This is a genomic window from Paenibacillus sp. EZ-K15 (assembly GCF_002573715.1).
In the GTDB taxonomy this organism is placed as follows: Bacteria; Bacillota; Bacilli; order Paenibacillales; family Paenibacillaceae; genus Paenibacillus_AQ.
In genome coordinates this window covers 115940-133913 of record NZ_PDHM01000020.1, presented here as the reverse complement: position 1 = coordinate 133913, position 17974 = coordinate 115940, and the positions used below count along the sequence as shown (strand labels likewise).

19 protein-coding genes, 2 pseudogenes and 1 riboswitch are annotated in these 17974 nt (G+C 49.4%); of the genes and pseudogenes, 18 read left to right on the top strand and 3 right to left on the bottom strand.

Annotated elements, in window-relative coordinates:
- Positions 1–5: 5 nt before the first annotated feature.
- The 9 genes from CRG97_RS23645 to CRG97_RS23605 all read left to right on the top strand — a co-directional run bounded on the left by CRG97_RS23645 (position 6) and on the right by CRG97_RS23605 (position 9288).
- Positions 6–914, top strand: a complete 909-nt coding sequence (locus CRG97_RS23645; protein ID WP_098748096.1) for a ribokinase — start codon at positions 6–8, stop codon at positions 912–914.
- A gap of 156 nt (positions 915–1070) precedes the next feature.
- Positions 1071–2582: a sugar ABC transporter ATP-binding protein gene (locus CRG97_RS23640; protein WP_098748093.1), complete on the top strand. Its 1512-nt coding sequence runs from the start codon at positions 1071–1073 to the stop codon at positions 2580–2582.
- Positions 2579–3541 (top strand): ABC transporter permease, encoded by a 963-nt coding sequence (locus CRG97_RS23635; protein ID WP_098748090.1) that lies wholly within the window; start codon positions 2579–2581, stop codon positions 3539–3541. The genes CRG97_RS23640 and CRG97_RS23635 overlap by 4 nt, the downstream gene beginning before the upstream one ends.
- Positions 3538–4482, top strand: coding sequence for an ABC transporter permease (locus CRG97_RS23630; protein ID WP_076325688.1), 945 nt, complete (start codon positions 3538–3540; stop codon positions 4480–4482). The genes CRG97_RS23635 and CRG97_RS23630 overlap by 4 nt, the downstream gene beginning before the upstream one ends.
- 5 nt (positions 4483–4487) lie before the next feature.
- The gene (locus CRG97_RS23625; RefSeq protein WP_098748088.1) at positions 4488–5519 is read left to right on the top strand and encodes an autoinducer 2 ABC transporter substrate-binding protein; all 1032 of its coding nucleotides are present in this window, start codon (positions 4488–4490) and stop codon (positions 5517–5519) included.
- 24 nt (positions 5520–5543) lie between these two features.
- On the top strand, positions 5544–6053 hold the full coding sequence (locus CRG97_RS23620; RefSeq protein ID WP_098748085.1) for an ureidoglycolate lyase: 510 nt from the start codon (positions 5544–5546) through the stop codon (positions 6051–6053).
- Positions 6054–6143: 90 nt separating this feature from the next.
- Positions 6144–7454 (top strand): ArgE/DapE family deacylase, encoded by a 1311-nt coding sequence (locus CRG97_RS23615; protein WP_098748083.1) that lies wholly within the window; start codon positions 6144–6146, stop codon positions 7452–7454.
- A 66-nt stretch (positions 7455–7520) separates the two neighbouring features.
- Complete coding sequence (locus CRG97_RS23610; protein ID WP_098748081.1) at positions 7521–8252, top strand: glutamine amidotransferase; 732 nt, start codon at positions 7521–7523, stop codon at positions 8250–8252.
- 298 nt (positions 8253–8550) lie between these two features.
- Positions 8551–9288 (top strand): WD40/YVTN/BNR-like repeat-containing protein, encoded by a 738-nt coding sequence (locus CRG97_RS23605; protein ID WP_237566559.1) that lies wholly within the window; start codon positions 8551–8553, stop codon positions 9286–9288.
- Between the two features lie 87 nt (positions 9289–9375).
- On the opposite strand, the gene CRG97_RS23600 is transcribed toward CRG97_RS23605, so the two are convergent.
- Together CRG97_RS23600 and CRG97_RS23595 are read right to left on the bottom strand one after the other, a co-directional pair.
- A complete protein-coding gene (locus tag CRG97_RS23600) occupies positions 9376–9567 on the bottom strand; it encodes a hypothetical protein (RefSeq protein WP_098748076.1) in 192 nt (63 codons plus the stop codon).
- Between the two features lie 169 nt (positions 9568–9736).
- A complete protein-coding gene (locus tag CRG97_RS23595; protein ID WP_071223142.1) occupies positions 9737–10333 on the bottom strand; it encodes a helix-turn-helix domain-containing protein in 597 nt (198 codons plus the stop codon).
- A gap of 285 nt (positions 10334–10618) precedes the next feature.
- A riboswitch (purine riboswitch) is annotated at positions 10619–10718 on the top strand.
- Between the two features lie 76 nt (positions 10719–10794).
- On the opposite strand from CRG97_RS23595, the pseudogene CRG97_RS23590 reads away from it, so the two are divergent.
- The 8 genes and pseudogenes from CRG97_RS23590 to CRG97_RS23555 form a co-directional block, all read left to right on the top strand.
- Positions 10795–11016, top strand: a pseudogene (locus tag CRG97_RS23590) (NAD(P)-binding protein); the annotation flags it as partial.
- Positions 11017–11182: 166 nt separating this feature from the next.
- Complete coding sequence (tnpA, locus tag CRG97_RS23585) at positions 11183–11581, top strand: IS200/IS605 family transposase (RefSeq protein ID WP_098748073.1); 399 nt, start codon at positions 11183–11185, stop codon at positions 11579–11581.
- A gap of 4 nt (positions 11582–11585) precedes the next feature.
- The gene (locus CRG97_RS23580) at positions 11586–12641 is read left to right on the top strand and encodes an RNA-guided endonuclease InsQ/TnpB family protein (RefSeq protein ID WP_098748070.1); all 1056 of its coding nucleotides are present in this window, start codon (positions 11586–11588) and stop codon (positions 12639–12641) included.
- A 193-nt stretch (positions 12642–12834) separates the two neighbouring features.
- A pseudogene (locus tag CRG97_RS23575) lies at positions 12835–13601 on the top strand (NAD(P)/FAD-dependent oxidoreductase); the annotation flags it as partial.
- Positions 13602–13826: 225 nt separating this feature from the next.
- Positions 13827–14114, top strand: coding sequence for a Dabb family protein (locus tag CRG97_RS23570; protein ID WP_076325696.1), 288 nt, complete (start codon positions 13827–13829; stop codon positions 14112–14114).
- Between the two features lie 45 nt (positions 14115–14159).
- Positions 14160–14582 (top strand): DUF86 domain-containing protein, encoded by a 423-nt coding sequence (locus CRG97_RS23565; RefSeq protein WP_076325697.1) that lies wholly within the window; start codon positions 14160–14162, stop codon positions 14580–14582.
- 276 nt (positions 14583–14858) lie between these two features.
- On the top strand, positions 14859–15311 hold the full coding sequence (locus tag CRG97_RS23560; RefSeq protein WP_098748068.1) for a DUF948 domain-containing protein: 453 nt from the start codon (positions 14859–14861) through the stop codon (positions 15309–15311).
- Positions 15312–15327: 16 nt separating this feature from the next.
- A complete protein-coding gene (locus tag CRG97_RS23555; protein ID WP_098748065.1) occupies positions 15328–15690 on the top strand; it encodes a YtxH domain-containing protein in 363 nt (120 codons plus the stop codon).
- Positions 15691–15816: 126 nt separating this feature from the next.
- Here CRG97_RS23555 and CRG97_RS23550 read toward each other — a convergent pair whose 3' ends face one another.
- The gene (locus CRG97_RS23550; protein WP_098748242.1) at positions 15817–16884 is read right to left on the bottom strand and encodes a nitric oxide synthase oxygenase; all 1068 of its coding nucleotides are present in this window, start codon (positions 16882–16884) and stop codon (positions 15817–15819) included.
- A gap of 262 nt (positions 16885–17146) precedes the next feature.
- Here CRG97_RS23550 and racE point away from each other — a divergent pair, with 262 nt between their 5' ends.
- Positions 17147–17953, top strand: a complete 807-nt coding sequence (gene racE / locus CRG97_RS23545) for a glutamate racemase (RefSeq protein WP_098748063.1) — start codon at positions 17147–17149, stop codon at positions 17951–17953.
- Positions 17954–17974: the final 21 nt, after the last annotated feature.

Sequence of the window (17974 nt, the reverse complement as noted above, 5' to 3'; positions counted from 1 at the left end):
GCGCTATGGCGAAAATCTTGGTAGTGGGCAGCATGAATATGGACATTGTCACACAGGTTGAGCGTCACCCCATTCCCGGCGAAACGATACAGGGCAACGAGACCCGTTTCTTTATTGGGGGCAAGGGGGCTAACCAGGCTGTTGCCGCGTCTCGCTCCGGAGCTTCGGTCGCTATGGCGGGTGCACTGGGCTCGGATTCCTTTGGGATCGACATACGCAGGGAATTGGCGGAGGCTAGAATTGATCTTGATCATGTTATCGAGAAGCCGTGTATGACGGGGCTTGCTTTGATTACAATCGATGGAGCAGGCGAGAACAACATTATTTTATCCTCAGGCGCTAATGGAAGGTATGGTGCAGACGAGGTAGATAAATTGGACCTCTCTGGTTTCGACGTCATTTTGCTGCAAAATGAAATATCATCGGCAGCCAATCAAAGGGTGCTGGATAAAGCGGCAGAGCAACGTATTCCGGTATTTATGAATCCAGCTCCAATTGACGGGTTTGACCAGAGCCAACTGAGCAAGGTCACTTTCCTCATTCTGAATGAGGTCGAGGCGGAGGAGCTGAGCGGCATCCGTATTGAAGGAAGCAGCCAGGCTCTGGAGGCCGGAAAGAAACTGCTTAATGACGGCATTCCTCATCTCATTATTACTTTGGGAAGCAAAGGCTCTATCTATATGGACCAATCCGGAAGGCAAATCACATTAACCGCATTTTCGGTTGACGTAGTGGATACGACAGCGGCCGGAGACACCTTCATCGGAGCGTTCGCAGCCAAATATGTAACGGGAGCGGAGCTGCGCGATTGTCTGTGCTACGCGACAGCGGCATCGGCGCTGGCTGTATCTGAACCAGGTGCCCAAAGCTCGATTCCGACAGAAGAACAGGTACAATCGTTTCTTACGGTGTAGAACAATAGGTTAATAAGACCGTTATAAAAAAGGGTAATATACGGGGTTTTTTTCCTGGAAAGGGACACCTGTATTCTCAGACTTTGGCGATTTAACGCTTAGTCTTGTTAAAGTTATCCAAAAAGCAGCTCAGTAAGGTGAATAGGAGGTCGAACGATGAGGCATCCGGTTTTGAAAATGGAAGGCATCAGCAAGGAATTCCCAGGGGTCAAAGCGTTATCCGATGTTAGCTTTGAGCTCTATCCGGGCGAAGTCCATGCGCTTATGGGGGAGAACGGAGCAGGGAAATCCACGCTGATGAAAATTTTGTCCGGCGTATATTCACCGACGCAAGGAACGATCAGATTGAAGGGCAAAGAAGTGACATTCGGCAACCCGCTTGACGCCCAGCGGCAAGGAGTGTCCATTATCCATCAGGAATTCAATTTGTTTTCTAATTTGACAGCCGCGGAAAATATATTTATCGACCGTCCGGAAATGGTGGGCAAATTCGGCCGGATACAGTGGTCCAAAATGTATGACGAGGCGCAGCGTTTGGTTGATTCCATAGGGGGAGGTGAAATTGATGTCCGCCAGGAGGTCCGGCATCTTGGCGTTCACAGCCAGCAAGTAATCGAAATTGCGAAAGCGCTATCTTTTCAGGCGGATGTGCTCATTATGGATGAACCGTCAGCGGCGCTTCCGGAAAACGAAGTGAAAAAAATGTTTGATGTGGTCAACCGGCTCCGGGCGCAGGGCGTAGCCATCGTGTATGTCTCTCACCGCATGAAGGAAATATTTGAAATTGCGGATAAGGTAACGGTGCTGCGGGATGGAGCCAAGATTGATACCCGTGGAATCGAAGAGGTTACCGAACAGAGCTTGATTCAAATGATGGTGGGCAAAGAGGTTGGCCAGCTATATCCGGTCAGGGAACAGAAGCACGATCAAGAGGTTGTGCTGAAGGTCGAGCAGTTGTCGCTCGATTCCGCACACTGTGTATCTTTTGAGCTGCGAAAAGGAGAGATATTAGGGCTGTTCGGCGTTCCGGGTTCGGGCACGCACACGATTGCCGAGCGTTTATTCGGTCTAAAGCGGGGAACGGGTGAAATCACTATTCGTGGCGCAGCGGTGAAAATCAATAATCCGAGCCAGGCCAAAGCAAAGAAGATTGCTTATGTTCCGCCGGATCGTCACCGTCAAGGCATCATTAAACCGATGTCAATTCGGCAAAATCTGTCCATTCCGATGCTGCCGCAGCTTTCAAAGTATACGGTGCTGGACGAGGCGCGGATTAAAGAGATGAGCAAGGAGTATATGGAGAAGCTTCGAATAAAAGCGCCCAACGATGGCCAAAGCGTAGACTTTCTGAGTGGCGGCAACCAGCAAAAGGTTGTGATTGGCAAATGGCTTGCAGCGAATCCCGATATTCTTATTCTGGAGGAGCCGACCCGGGGAGTTGACGTCGGAGCGAAGGCGGAGATCTACAATATTATTCATCAACTGGCCCAGGAAGGCTTGAGCATCCTGCTGATTTCGTCCGAAATGCCGGAGGTGATTGGACTCTGTGATCGGATCCTGGTGCTATACAAAGGCACGATCGTGCATGAATTTGCACATGGCGAGGCTGATCAGGAACAATTGCTGCAGCGTGCTTCACATCCGCTTTCAGAAGGAGGCCGCATATGAAACGCCTACTAAATGTGCATGAAGCGCCTATTATTTTATTTACCATTCTCGTTACGCTGTTGTTTTCCATTATATCTCCTGACTTCTTGCAATTCGAAAATATAAGGCTGATTCTGGATCAGAACATCTCCATGTTCATCGTGGCGATCGGGATGACGATGGTCATTCTGCTGGGGGGCATGGATTTATCCGTCGGCTCCGTGCTGGCAGTGACAGCGACTTCTGTCGGATTGTTTCTCAGCCATGGCATCCATCCATGGATTGCAGCCGCTATGGGGATATGCATCGGGGTTCTATGCGGCATGGTCAATGGTTATTTCATTGCGGTTAGGAAAATACCGGACATCATCGTCACCTTGGCCACCATGTATATCTTCCGGGGCATTGCGGTAGGGATCAGCGGAGGAACCTGGATGACGAACTTTCCGGGAGGATTTCGATTCTTCGGACAAGGGTATTTGCTCGGCATTTCCTTCCCGCTGCTAATAGCCGTCATTCTTATCGCGGTCTTCATTTATTTAATGAAATTCGCCCGTGAGGGCCGAAGAATCTACTCCATTGGCGGGAATGGACCAGCAGCCAAGCTGGCGGGAATCAGCGTAGCCCGAACCAAGTTTAAGGTCTATGTATTAACCGGCTTGCTAGTCGGGATCGCCTCGGTTATTTTCGCAGCAAAGGTAGGCAGTGTGCAAGCCTCGACAGCAGGCAGCGGTTTAGCGTTTGAAGTCATGGCAGCCGTTCTTATCGGCGGGGGAAGCATCTTTGGAGGAGTCGGCACCATAGCCGGAACGATGCTGGGTGTGCTCTTTATGGGCATTGTCAAAAACGGGCTCATTATATCCAAGGTTTCTCCGTTCTGGGTTGATGCTGCAACCGGTTTTCTGATTATTCTGGCAATTGTCATTAATACGCTGCAGCGTATAAGGCAAAACAAAGGAAAAGAGGGGGATTTGGTATGAGTACATGGACAAGCCGGTTCCCGCTTAGGGGAAATAAGCTGATCGTTCAAATGCTGCTGCTGCTCGTCATTATCGTGCTGTTCAGCTTCTTGTCTCCCTATTTCCTGACCGTCACTAACTTTATGAATGTGCTGAACCAGATGGTTGAAGTAGGGCTGATCGCCATACCGATGACCATGATCATCATATCCGGTGCCATGGATCTTTCGGTAGGCTCAATTCTCGCTTTCTCCGCTGTAAGTATGGGAGTTGCCTTTGAGCGGGGCCTCGATATATGGATCAGCGTGATCATTGGGCTGCTGGCTGGCTTGCTGTGCGGGGCGGTTAACGGCTATCTGATCGCAAGGCACCGAATGCAGGCGATCGTTGTCACCATTGGCATGCTCGTGATGCTGCGGGGTCTGGTCTACGTAATCAATCAGGGCAGACCCATTAGCGGCTTTCCGGATGCATTCTACTTTATGGGCCAGCAGTATGTCGGCGGCATTCCGGTTAATGCGATTTTCCTAGTGGTGATGTTCCTTCTGGCCAGCTTTGTCATGAAGAAAACAAGATTCAGCACTTATGTGTACGGCATTGGCAACAATGAAGAGGTTGTCCGCTACTCAGGTATCTCGGTCGTACGCATCCGGTTTATCCTCTTTATGCTTAGCGGATTGTTTTCGGCCTTGGCGGGTATATTTCTGGTGTCGCGTCTGGCAAGCGCAGAGGCGACATCGGGTACCAATATAGAGCTCGATGTCATTACAGCGACTCTGATAGGGGGCACACATATTTTTGGAGGAAGGGGGAGTCTTTCAGGCACATTTGTCGGGCTGCTAATCATCGTGTTTTTGCGTAATGGATTGAATCTGTTAGGTGTATCCGTGCTTTACCAGGCAGTCATATTAGGGGCATTGCTTCTGCTTGCTGTAGGAAACAAAAAATTCAATGGAGAGTGAAACCTATGAAAAAGCTGGCATTGACGTTACTGACGGGCGTATTGGCTTTGAATTTGGCAGCATGCGGAAGTACAGGCGGGAATCAAACGGATAACGGAGGCAAAACGAATCAGGGAGCTTCGGGATCCAGAACTTACTTTATGAATCCAAAGTCCATCGGCCCTGCTTATTGGGCGGCGGCTGAGAAGGGCGCGAAGAAGGCGGAGGCCGATTTGAAGGTAAAGGTTCTGTTCAATGCGCCGACAGAGGCGGATTCCTCCAAGCAAATTAATATGATTCAGGATATGCTGACCCGCAAAGTAAGCGGCATCGGCGTATCGCCCAATGATGCGAAAGCGGTAGGCCCTGTGTTCAAGAAGGCGGCAGGCCAAGGCGTCAATATTGTGACCTGGGACAGTGACGCCCCGGACACAGACCGCCAATATTATGTAGCTCCGGCTACAGACCAAGAAATCGGGGAGCTTCTGGCCAAAACGATCGGAGAGGAAATCGGCGGCAAAGGACAGGTAGCGTTCATGGTAGCCGGTCTTGGCTCACAAAACCAGATTGCCAAATCCAATGCGGCTAAAGCCTATTTTGCAGCCAACTATCCGGATATTGAGGTCGTAACGACCGTTGCAAGCGACGACGATCAACAGAAGGCGTATGCCAATGCGCAAAACCTGCTTCAAACCTATCCTGATCTGAAAGGCATTATCGGATTTGCAGGCGGCGAACCTCCTGCAGCCGCGGAGGTCGTGGAGCAAGCTGTAAAGGCAGGCACTTTGGAGAAGAACCAAGTGGCCATTACAGGCATTGCCGTGCCGAGCGTCGTGAAAAATTACATCAAGAACGGCACGATCAAAACAGATATTATTTGGGATCCGGGCAAGCTGGCTTACGTAACGGTCTATATTATGGATCAACTGGCTCAAGGCAAGGAAATCAAAGACGGCATGGAGATTCCGACGATTGGAACAGTGAAGGTAGACGGACAAAGCGTCTTTATTGGCACGCTTGAAGTCACGAACGATAATGTGGACAGTTTTGATTTCTAATAACACCCTTAGGAGGCGGCCTTAATGGAGTATAAGGTGCAGATAGAAGATTTAACGGAGGAGGCTTTTGCTCCCTATGGCAAAGTGGTGGATGTGCCGGCGATTGACCCTTCCAAATCCGGTGACGGGTGGGATTGCTGGAGCTATGTTCAAATGCTGGACGTATGGGAGCCCATCGGATTTGGACTTGTCGACACCAAGCGGCGCGAATTTGTCGTCACAGCCATGGAGAGGCATGTCAGCCGCGAAGAGCTTCTGCTTACCTTTGATCGTGAGATTGTGCAGCCTGTAGCATTGTGCATGGATATTGACAATCCGGATGAAAGCCCTGATGCTTCCACCGTCAAGTGCTTCCGAATCAAGCCCGGACAAGCTATCGTCATCCATCGGGGGGTCTGGCATAGCCCGGCCTACCCGGCTGCGGACGACGCCCGTTATATGTTCGGCATCGAGAAGAAAAAGGATAAATTCGGGGATGAGATGATCAATCCCTGGGTTGATTTTATGAACGGAAGCACTGTTCGATTCGAATAAGGGAGCAGGCACGGCTCCTGATACTCTTGCTTACGGCAGCTGCGGATTCATGCGGTATCAGGAGAGTGCTGCCACAAAGGAGAGAGAGAGATGAACCAAGAACAAAGAGTGATGGATTGGATCGAGAATCATCAAGATGAAATTATTCAATTTTTACAACAGCTTATTCAAATTCCGAGCGTGAACCCCTGGTTCTTCGAGGAGCCAGGGCCATCGAAAGAGAAGGACCTGCAACAATTTATTGCCGGCAAGCTGGAGAAACTGGGTGCGGACATCGAGATTTGGGAGCCCGTCGCTGATGAACTGAAGCAATATGAAGGCATGGCGGGTTATTATCCGGGAAGAGATTTTACGGGCAGACCCAATCTGGCGGCTACGTTTGGCAAAGGAACGGAAGGCAAGTCCCTGCTCTTGTTTGGCCATATTGACGTCGTCATGGCAGGCTCCAAATGGACAGTCGATCCGTTCGAGGGCAAAGTGATCGACGGGAAGATGTATGGTCGCGGCACTGTTGACATGAAGGGCGGAGTTGCAGCCATGATTATGGCCGTCGAAGCTATTCTTCGCAGCGGGTTTAAGCTTAAAGGGCCGGTTGTTGTCGGCACGGTCGTCGATGAGGAAGCGGGAGGCATGGGAGCGCTTGATTTCATCCACCATGGCTATCGAGCAGATGCATGCATTTTGACAGAACCGACCTCGCTAACGATCGCCCCGCTGTGCCGTGGGATTTTATGGGGGAAAATCAAAATCCAAGGCCGCAGCGGCCATATTGAGATGCCGCAAGCGGATTGGCAGGACGGCGGCGCGGTGGATGCGATTAAGAAAGCGAGATATATTCTAGAGCATTTGGACCGCTTGAATGAGCAATGGGCTGTCAGCAAGACTCATCCCTACTTGGCGATCCCTTGTCAGGTGCATGTCGCGCAATTAAACGCTGGGGAATATCCGACCTCCTTCGCGAATGAGGCGGAAATCGTATTCAACGCGCAATACTTGCCTTCGGAGCGAGACGAGAAGCTTGTAGGCGGCAACGTAAAGAAGGAATTGACGGACTTTCTGCGCGAGGTATCGGAATCAGATCCTTGGCTGCGTGAGCATATGCCGGAAATCGAATGGCTGGTGGATGCCGATTGTGCAGAAACGAATGTGTCTCATCCCTTTGTTCAGACTTGTGTACAATCCTTGAAGGCTATTGGAGAGGAAGGGAAGATCGAAGGACTGGGCTTCCATACCGATATGGGCTGGCCGGTGAACGTCGGCATTCCGACCGTTAACTTTGGACCAGGCGACCCAAGTCTTGCCCATCATAGCGACGAATTTACACCTGTCGATGAAGTGATTCAGGCGGTCAAGATGATTGCCAAAACGATTGTGGACTGGTGTGAAATCACGGAGGCGTAAAAACGGGATCAAGACGGCCTGTAGGTATAGGGCCTGGTGATATACAATACGGAGGTGCTTGAACTGATGAAAATCTTATTTGTTGGCGAATCTTGGGTTGTGCATATGATTCATACGAAAGGTTATGACAGCTTTACCTCGACCAAGTACGAGGAGGGAGCAACCTATTTGCTCTCCTGTCTGCGTCAGGAGGGAATTGACGTCACCTATATGCCTGCGCATGAAGTACAGGTGCGCTTCCCTCAATCGTTGGAAGAACTAAAGGCCTATGATGCGATTGTACTTAGTGACGTAGGGGCCAACACATTCCTGCTCCAAAATCCAACCTTCTATCAAATGCAAATTATTCCGAACGCCCTTGAGCTAATGAAGCAGTATGTCGCTGAAGGGGGCGGCCTGCTGATGGTTGGCGGTTACCTGACCTTCATGGGAATCGAAGGAAAAGCCAATTATAGAAATACGATATTGGCCGATGTGCTGCCGGTAGTCATGATGGACAAAGATGATCGGGTAGAGATGCCGAGCGGCTTCTCGCCTGTCGTATCGCAGCCGCATCCACTGGTAAATGATTTGGGAGAATGGCCTAGGCTGCTGGGTTATAATAAACTGTCGGCCAAGCCGGGGGCAGAGGAATTGCTAAGCCATGAAGGCGATGCCATTCTGACGGTTGGAACCTACGGAGCCGGCAAGACGGCAGCCTTTGCAAGCGATTGTTCGCCGCACTGGGGATCGTTGGAGTTTATGAACTGGGAGCACTATTCAGCCTTTTGGTCCAAGCTTATCAAGTATTTGAACTAATGGAGCATTAAACATTCTCAAATGCCAAAACAGGCGTCTGCTGGCTCGATGCCAGCAGGCTAACTCCCGTGGAGGTTCGAATCCTCTCGACCGCATCGATGAAGCAAAGCTGTTTTTCAAGTGGGAATTTAACTTGAAGAACAGCCTTTTTTCGTTCCTCTTCATGCAGAACTCGCGTTATACTAAACAGGAGGAACCGTGCAGCTTTAAGGTGAATTCAATGGAGTTGGGTTTATAATAAAAGGCCTGTAAGCGGAAGTTAAGGGCTTGTAATTTTGAATACAAGGGGTGTGATTCTGTGATAAAACCTCGAATAAGGTTCAGCTTTATGTTGTCGATGCTCGTTGTTGTAAGTTTGTCTGTTGGATGCCAACCAACGGATGGGGGGAATGTGGCTGAGCATCCGGTACCTGAGCAACCGGTGATTTCTTCGAGTGAGGATACTCCGGAGACAGAGCCCCCTTCCGGCTCAGCTTCAGGTGGGGGTGATGACACCGCGGGAAGCAGTGCCGTTCCAGTACAGGATACGGGCGTATCGCCCGATCATCAGGCTGCTGAACTCGATGTCGATTTAGCGGATGTGACGGCGGTTCGGCTCATTAATCATAGCTCGGGCTGGATTGGCGGAGAAGGCTGGATTGCTTTTAGTGATAACGGTGGTACGGAATGGGAGGTTCAGGCTCAGCCGAAAGGCACGGTACGCCAAATCTTTGCGCTGAATGGCAAGCAGGCCTGGACCGTGATGGAGAACAACGATCTGTATCGCACCACGGATGGCGGGGAGACGTGGATTCGGATTGGAAGCACGCCGAATGCCGGATTTCTCCACTTTATCTCGCCTGAAACGGGATTCAGCGGTCAAGCCAAAACCGAAGACGGAGGTAAAACCTGGAGCGACCAGGATATACCGGATACGACCATTGGCAGCCCTGCCACGGGAGCTATCACCGATGAAGCTGTTGAAGCTCCAAAGAACGTAGGCGCTGTGTCTGGACCATTGTATGTTGTTAATACAAGGGCCCATAACAATGCATAACAAAGAAGCCCGGAACCTTCCGGTCTTCTTTGGTTATGTCTCCATTCCAGCGAGGAACAGGCAGAACGATGAATATCATATCGTTCATTAAGGGAGCTCTTTGAATATCATTCGGGAGCCTAGCCAAAGACCAGCCGCAACTCCGAATAAGCCGAAGAGGGCCACCAAGACGATCAGATTAAAGGAGTGCCAGCCGAGCAGGAATCCAATACCGCTTCCCATGGTTGTTCCGGTTAGCAATCCCAGTGCAGCGCCAATTTGTTTATGACGTAACGTCATATGTCTGGTCACCTCAATGTTGAATGTTGCAATCTTGAATGTTACTTGTATTCCCTGATCGTCTCGAAATATGCCATAACAGAAAATAAGCCCGGCTTAGCCGGACCGATCCGGCAAGCTGGGCATGGGTTGAAATATAAGTATGGTTATGATATTACGGCAACTTTAATTAGGAATTTTGCTTTAATGCGCAATCTGCGAATAGAACAGATTTAGGGATACGGAAGAACTGTTCCGCTTTTTCTTGGAACGCTGCGGATGGTACGGTCCCCTGGTGCAGCCATTTGCGGAATGTACCGGGGTGCACGCCGATCCAGCGGCTGACATCACTAACCGACAAATCATGAACCATGCACAGACCTGTCAAAATCCGGTTGCTAACGGGTGAACGTGTCAGGGTGCGTTTCATGAAGCGGGAAGGTGCCGGCTGACAGATTAAAGGAGACTTGTCCAGCAGTTCCTCTCTGAAGAGTATGTGGCGGGGATAACCCAAGTAGTCACAGGCCTTCTCCAGGTTGTTTTTTCCGGGAACGCGTCCCTCATATACCCAGGCGCTGACACTACGGGAGGATACTCCCAGTTCCTCGGCCAATTGCGACAATTTGATATCGTTGGCCATAAGTACGGCTAGTAGGACGCGGTTGCGAATTTGGCAGCGGGTCGGCCGGCGAAAGCGCTTGACTCGCACACCTTTCCCCAAATATTTACGATTGATCAGGGACCACGCCTCAATGGAGTGTTTTTCTTGCTGCAGTTGTGTAGGCATAATTCCTCCGATTTTTTTAACACAATACTACAATATTCGACACTCACTTTTCAATAGCCAAACATAAAACAATTGTTTCCATTTCGTTGTTACCTGATTTATAAGTCGGATGTAATGGTTCGATAGACCCGCTCATTTGATTAATCATTATAATGTAACGTTCGCCTTTTGTTGTTAAAACTCGGGTAATTGCGTTTTAATCCAGAATATAAAAGGTTATATACGAACAATAAACATAAATGAAATTGACTCATTCGTAAATTCGCTTTATATTAACTATGGTTGATAAAGAATAAGATGCTTATTTGTATATCCCTGAAAATAAGGTTCAGGGGTTTCTACAAGGGACCTTAAATTCCTGACTACGAATAGGATGCGCAAGCATACCTATTCGGAGCAGGGTTTTTTTTGTGCCCGAAGCGGTGTGTGCAAAGCGACAGTCAAACACACAGGGGGATATGATGAGCAAATATGATGTTATCGTTGTTGGTGCCGGTCCGGCTGGCATTTTCGCTTGTTATGAACTGACATTGAAGTCACCAGGAAGCAAGGTACTGCTGGTTGATAAGGGACATGATATTTACCGGAGAAGCTGTCCGATCCTGGAGGAGAAGATTAAGCTCTGTCCACCGGCAGTAGGACGTAAGGAATTTGCTGGTTGTTTGCCGGCTTGTTCGATTACAGTGATTGCCGACTGAAAGCCCACGGTTTTAATCGTGGGATGAAAGACGGCTTTGCCAGAACATCCCTTCATGGGATGGGAAGGGCAAACACATAGCACGTGTGCGTGTATGCTTTTCTTTTTGTTTAATCGTTGCAGTTGTGTGGTTAAACTGATACAATTGTTTTATGGGACAAGAATATAGACGTACAGCTACAACAGTATCTCTCATTAACTATCATTTTGTTTTCTGCCCTCGTTATCGAAGAAAAGTGTTAGTAAAACAAGTGGAAATTCGATTCAAGGAGCTATTAGCTGAAATATGCCATCAGAATAACTGGATTATTGTGGCGATGGAAGTTATGCCCGATCATGTCCATCTGTTCCTGAACTGTCTTCCCACCGATTCTCCATCAGACGTTATGGCAAAAGTGAAAGGAGTAACCTCTCGAATATTAAGGCAGGAGTTTGAGCATCTTGCTCATTTGCCTAGTCTGTGGACACGTTCTTTTTTCGTTAGTACAGCTGGAAACGTATCAAGCGAAACCGTAAAGCGTTATGTTGAAGAACAAAAGAAAAGGGGGTGAACACATGCAAGTTTTAACCGTTAAGATACGCATATTTCCTGATCAACCAGCCATTCTAGATCAATTGGGAAATGAGTACATTCGGGTAGTCAATCAACTAACCGAACGGGCTGAACAACTGGGGGCATTTCCGAAAATGACTACAAAAGATGTAGAAACAATTCTTCCGTCTGCCGTTTGTAATCAAGCGATTCGTGATGCCAAAAGTGTTTTCAGTAAAATCAAGAAACTTGGTGTTCGTCCAATTCTTAAAAAACCTGTATATTTCGTTAACAATCAAAACTACACGGTATCCGAAAATACAGTTGCTTTCCCTATCGTTGTAGATGAAAAGACGAAGAAAACAACGTTTCGTGCTACAGCGACTAGTAGAGATATGGAGCTGTTAAGAAAAGCCAAACTTGGATTGATGCGTATCATTGAAAAGTCAGGGAAATGGTACGCTCAAATTTCGGTAGAAGTGCCAACAAGTGTAACAAGCAACGAAAACATCATGGGAATTGATCTTGGTTTAAAAGTTCCTGCTGTTTCTGTAACTTCTACAGGTAAAACCCGATTCTTTGGAAACGGCAGACAAAACAAGTACATACGAAGAAAGCACCAACAACGTAGGCGTAAATTAGGAAAACTCAAAAAATTGTCTGCCATTCGTAAGCTAGGTAATAAAGAGCAACGTTGGATGAAAGATCAAAACCATAAGATTAGTCGGCAAATTGTCGATACAGCCATTGAGGAAGGTGTGTCAATCATCAAGCTTGAACGACTAGAGAATATTCGCAAGACGGCAAGAACAAGCCGCAAAAACGCAAAGAATCTGCATAGCTGGACATTCTATCAGCTTCAACAATTCATCTCCTACAAAGCAAAGCTTGTCGGCATTAAGGTTGTGGAGGTAGATCCTGCCTACACTTCGCAATCTTGTCCTGCCTGTGGGGAGAAGAACAAAGCAAAAGACAGAAGGTACGAATGCTCATGCGGATTCCACGCTCATCGTGATCGGGTTGGAGCGATCAATATTATGAATCAACCTGTGGCAGATGGTAACAGTCTGTCAGCCTAAGATGCTATATGCACTGTCTTAGGACGGGCTGATGAGACAGCCCTGAACTTGGGGGAACTACGGTTAGCAGAAATGCACGACCGACTACCACCCAAGAATCCCAATGATACCGAAGGTGTCAGCTTGCGGCTTTAGCCGTGGGAGTCTCAACGGTATCACAATGAAAGGCGGGGAGGTCCATGAGGCGAATTTAGTGATGGTTGCCCCTGGGCGTGACGGCTCTGCCTGGTTGACCGGTATATTAAAAAAACGCAGATTGAAAATGCATAATAACCAAGTGGACGTGGGCGTTCGGGTGGAAACCTCGGATGTGGTCATGCGCGAGATCAACGAGCATTTGTATGAAGGCAAATTCATCTTTAACACCTCGGTTGGACCCGGGTGCGTACGTTCTGCAGCAATCCTTCCGGTCATGTTGTGGTTGAGAACCATAGTGGAGTTATGGCGGCCAATGGCCATTCCTACAAAGATCCGGCTTTGGGATCAGCCAATACGAACTTTGCGCTGCTCGTATCCCATAAGTTTACGGAGCCGTTTGACAAGCCTAACGAATATGCGCGTGAAATATGCAAGCGGGCTAACGATCTATCCAGCGGCGGGGTCATTGTGCAGAAATACGGTGACGTGCTCCGCGGCCGGAGATCCACCGAAGGCCGAATTCGTGAAGGGTTTCTGGAGCCGACGCTGAAGGAAGCGGTTCCTGGAGATCTTGGCTTGGTGCTGCCGTACAACACTATGAAAAGCCTGATCGAGATGGTCGAAGCGCTTGATAAAGTCACGCCGGGGATTGCATCGGAGCACACGCTGTTCTACGGGGTGGAGGCCAAGTTCTACTCCGCAAGACCGAAGCTGTCGGAGTCCTTCGAGACGGAAATCAAGGGTCTTTATTGTGGCGGGGATGGTGCCGGAATTACCAGGGGACTTGCTCAGGCAGGAGCCGCCGGCGTCTGGGTTGCCTAGAACATGCTGAACCAATTAAGTTCGTGATTGTAGCGGTCGTTCCCTTAAATAGAATGTCGATTTCAGGAGCGCGTTCTGGCGTAAGTCAGAACGTGCTCCTATTTGGCTAGATCTGGCGCAGCTGATATGTCCGATATGTTAGTGGGAGCGATTTCTTTTTCCGGACGAACGGGGTATGATAGATACGAAAGATTTACATACATGCTAGAGATGGAGGAACGGACGATGATTAAACATATTGTTTTTTTCAAATTGAAGGATTCATCCGCCGAGAATATTGAGAAGACGGTGCAGGTGCTGCGTGATATGGATGGCAAGATTCCGATGCTAAGATCCCTTGAGGCAGGTGCCGATGTTATTCGCTCCGAGCGCTCTTATGATTTGGCTTTGATCGTTGAAGTGGACAATCTTGAAGATTTGCAAGCATATGCCGTTCATCCTGTTCACCAGGAAGTGATCCAATACATCAATACGGTGAAAGATCATACGCTTAGCGTTGATTTTGAAGTGTAGGCAATGATATAGACTTTACAACAAACAGGCTGGAGGAGATTTACGGTGTATTATGTGAATCAAGAACAAATTGAACGGCGTCTGAGCGCGATTCCTGAAATTGCGGAAGGATTGCGTGCCGCGGCACAATCATGGGACGGAGGCCTGGTGCTGGGCTTGGTTCAGGAGCGAGCGCTTCATCTGGCGATCGAAGTCGTAACGGATGTCGGTAGCTACTTGATTGACGGATTTATTATGCGGGATGCCAGCAGTTATGAAGATATCATGGATATTAATCATGAGGAGAAGGTGTTCCCCGAAGAGGTTCATAAGGTGCTGCTGGAGCTGGTTCGATTGCGTAAACCGCTCGTGCAGGACTACTATGATTGGGACAGGCATACGCTTCATTCTTTAACCCCGATTCTGCCTGATGTGCTGGAGCAGTTTGCGGGAAATGTCCGTGAGTATTTAAAGAACGAGATGTACTGAGGCTTGTATAGTTTTAAAAAAGAGATATCCGTGATGCGCCATGGGCTCTTCCATACGATTCATCCAAAACAGACCGTTCAGGGAATCCCTGAACGGTCTGTTTTTTTGTTGACTTTATCTCAAGCGGCTGGGATGTTCCGAAGTTGCGGGGATACTCGTGGTTTTTCTCTGCTGGAATAAAAAAATCGCCGATGTTGTGTCAAGACAAGCCCATGCTGCTTATAATGCATCAAGCGACTAGGCATTCGCCCGGTCGGACGAAAGGAGGAGTTCCCGATGACAGAATGGAGTGCGCTGGCCGCTGCTATCGGCATCGTTCTGATCGCGGTTGCGGCGGTGATCATGATGGTGTCGGTTAAAAAGCTGATCAGGCGGGCCGAGACCATGCTGGGCCGGCTTGAGGAAGACAGTAGCCGATTGAGTCAAGAAGCCTCGCAAGTGCTGGAGCAGGCATCGGTCTCGTTAGAGATGATTCAGCGTCAGCTGGCGGCCAGCGAAGCTATTGCCGCTTCCATGTCCGATGCTGCGTCAGCGGTAGCCAAGACGGCCGATGCGGTTCATGCTGTAGGGAAAAAAGCTTCCATAACCGCCATTGAGCATCTGGAACGTGCTCGCCTCGATAATGAACGGCAGATCGGGGAGATGTTCCGGTGGGTTGATGCCGGAATGACGCTTTGGCATTCATGGAACAAATACACCTCCAAATCCGACGAAGGGCAAGCCAAATAGAAGGAGAGATGGAATAATGAAAGAGAAGAGCAAAGGACTCCTCTGGGGAGTATTGATCGGCAGTGTTGCAGGTTCTGTTACCGCACTTCTTCTGGCTCCAAAATCCGGCAAAGAGCTTCGGAATGACATTGCCGACGGCGCCCGCGGCATCGGCACCAAGGTGCAGGAGGCAGCAGAGAAGGTAGGAGAGCAGGGCGTTAACCTGATCGGCATTATGACGGATCGGGCAGAGAATGTGATCTCCGACATTCAGTCCTGGCGCAACCGGCAAGAAAGCTGGCTGGCGGATGAGGAAATTGCAGAAGTCTCCGCGTTTGACGAGGATTTTGAAGATGAGGCTTATGTGTCCACTGCTGCCGAAGTGAAGGTCAACGATTAATCCGGGATCAGATGACCGCTTCAGCACTCATTTACGAGGATAAGGATCACGCCAAAATACATGAAGGCCGGGGCGGCACAGAGCCCCGGCTTTGCTGTGTATAAACGATGCGAAATAAAGCCCCGATTACTGCCCTTTGCTCCTGTAATGGAAATTCGGCGAACGGATGTCGTTATGATAAGAGGTGTGGAAAATATGGGTTGTAGCCGGCGAGACCGGAGGAATCAACCAACTCCAATCCCCTGTGAGCTCCCGCCCGGCTTGCTGTTCGCGCTGTTCAAACAAACCAAATTGGGCTGCTGCCGAATGATGGTCCACGATGCTGACGCCTGCTTTTTTGTAGGAATAAAGCACGGCAGCATTGAGTTCAACCAATGCGCGATCCCTCCATAAGGTAGTTTCGCTGGAAGTATTCTGCCCCATCAGCTTGGCAATAAGCGGAAGCTTGTTGTAGCGCCCTTCGTCTGCAAGGTTACGGGCCCCGATTTCGGTTCCCATATACCAGCCGTTGAACGGTGCGGCCGTATACATAATGCCGCCGATTTCAAGCAGCATGTCTGAGATGAGAGGCACCCCATACCATTTTATCCCTTCCGCTTTAAGAGCAGGAAGTTCGGGATGCTCCAAAGGGACTTCCAGCACGTAGGATTTCGGTATCGCGAGCCACTCCGGCGGCTCATTCCCCTGCTGCACAACCAGCGGCAGCACATCATAGTCGGTCAAGTCTCCCTGCCACCCCAGCTCCATGCATTCCTTCGTGAAGGATAGAGAAGCCGGATCGCCAATCGTCCCGTCCGCCGTTTCGTAACCGGCATACCGAATCAACTGGTGGTTTTTGATAATAAGCGGGGCCTCCCTTGGACGTGCAGCCTTGAAAATCGTAATCGTAGGCATGATTTTTCCGCCATTGGTGGCACTCTCGATATGGTGAAGGAGTGCCGAGAAAATGTCAGAGGTCTCCGTTAAGTGCCTAGCATCGAATACCTTGAGGCGATCCCAAAACAGTCTGCCGATACAGCGGTTGCTGTTTCGCCAAGCCATTTTGGCTCCATGCGTCAGTTCCTCAAGCGTATGCTCATATGTACCTGTCAGCTCGATCTGTGAGCAGATGTTCATGAGCCGGTCCTCGGCTTCTTCCGGGCTGCGGTTTAATTCTGCATAACAAAGCTCGATAAACGGCTTCGCAGCTTCCATAAGGTCGGTATGATGTATGTTGTCATTCACGTAGAATTCTCCTTTACTATACGCGCGCTTACTATAGTATAAACTACCTACGGTCAGCGACCGGAGCAAGAGTCCTACAATTACTTGAACAATTAACCAACGGTCTTTTGGGAGCGGCGCCCTTGTTGAAGATAGGGGGGAATTAGGGTAAGATTTAAGGTACATTTCGATCCGAAATGACATATGGTATCACTGTAAACCATGAATTTGACAAGAAGGAAGCGGTGGGTTCGTGCAGCAAGCAATCGCAATACTAGACTCGGGTGTCGGCGGGCTGACTGTCGCTAAAGAAGTGATGAGACAGCTCCCGAGAGAGAAAATTATTTACTTCGGAGATACAGCCCGCGCACCCTACGGACCCCGTACGCCGGAAGAAGTCCGTTTATTTACGGAGCAAATTGTAGATTATTTAATTCAGTATGATCCTAAAATGATTGTAATCGCCTGTAATACGGCTACGGCGGCGGCGCTTGATTATATTTCGTCCAAAGTGCCTGTACCGGTCATCGGTGTCATTCACCCAGGGGCGCGTGCCGCCATAAGCGCAACAAAGACCGGTAACGTCGGCGTGATCGGTACTGTCGGAACCATTGGCAGCGGAGCATATACAGCGGCTCTGAAACAGCTCTCGCCTTACGTCGAGGTGGAAAGTCAAGCCTGTCCCGAACTGGTACCGCTCGTCGAACACGGATTGTTCCGATCCAAGGATGCCTTGCAGGTGGTGCAAGAATCCTTGAGAGGCATCAAGGATACCTCCATTGATTGCCTGATCCTGGGCTGTACTCACTATCCGTTCCTGATGAATACGATCCAGACGGTCATGGGGTCGTCCGTGAAACTGATCAGCTCCGCCGATGAGACGGCTCGCGAGGTCAGCACGATTCTGTACGATAAAGGTCAGCTTGCGAGCAGCATGGAGAGCCCGGTGCATCAATTTTTCTGTACAGGAGATCCGGTCATTTTTCAGAGCATTGCGACCGAATGGCTCGGAGATCATATCAAGCGGACACCTGTTGTCTGGCAAATTACGAAGCTATAATTCACGTTCATACCTTAGAGC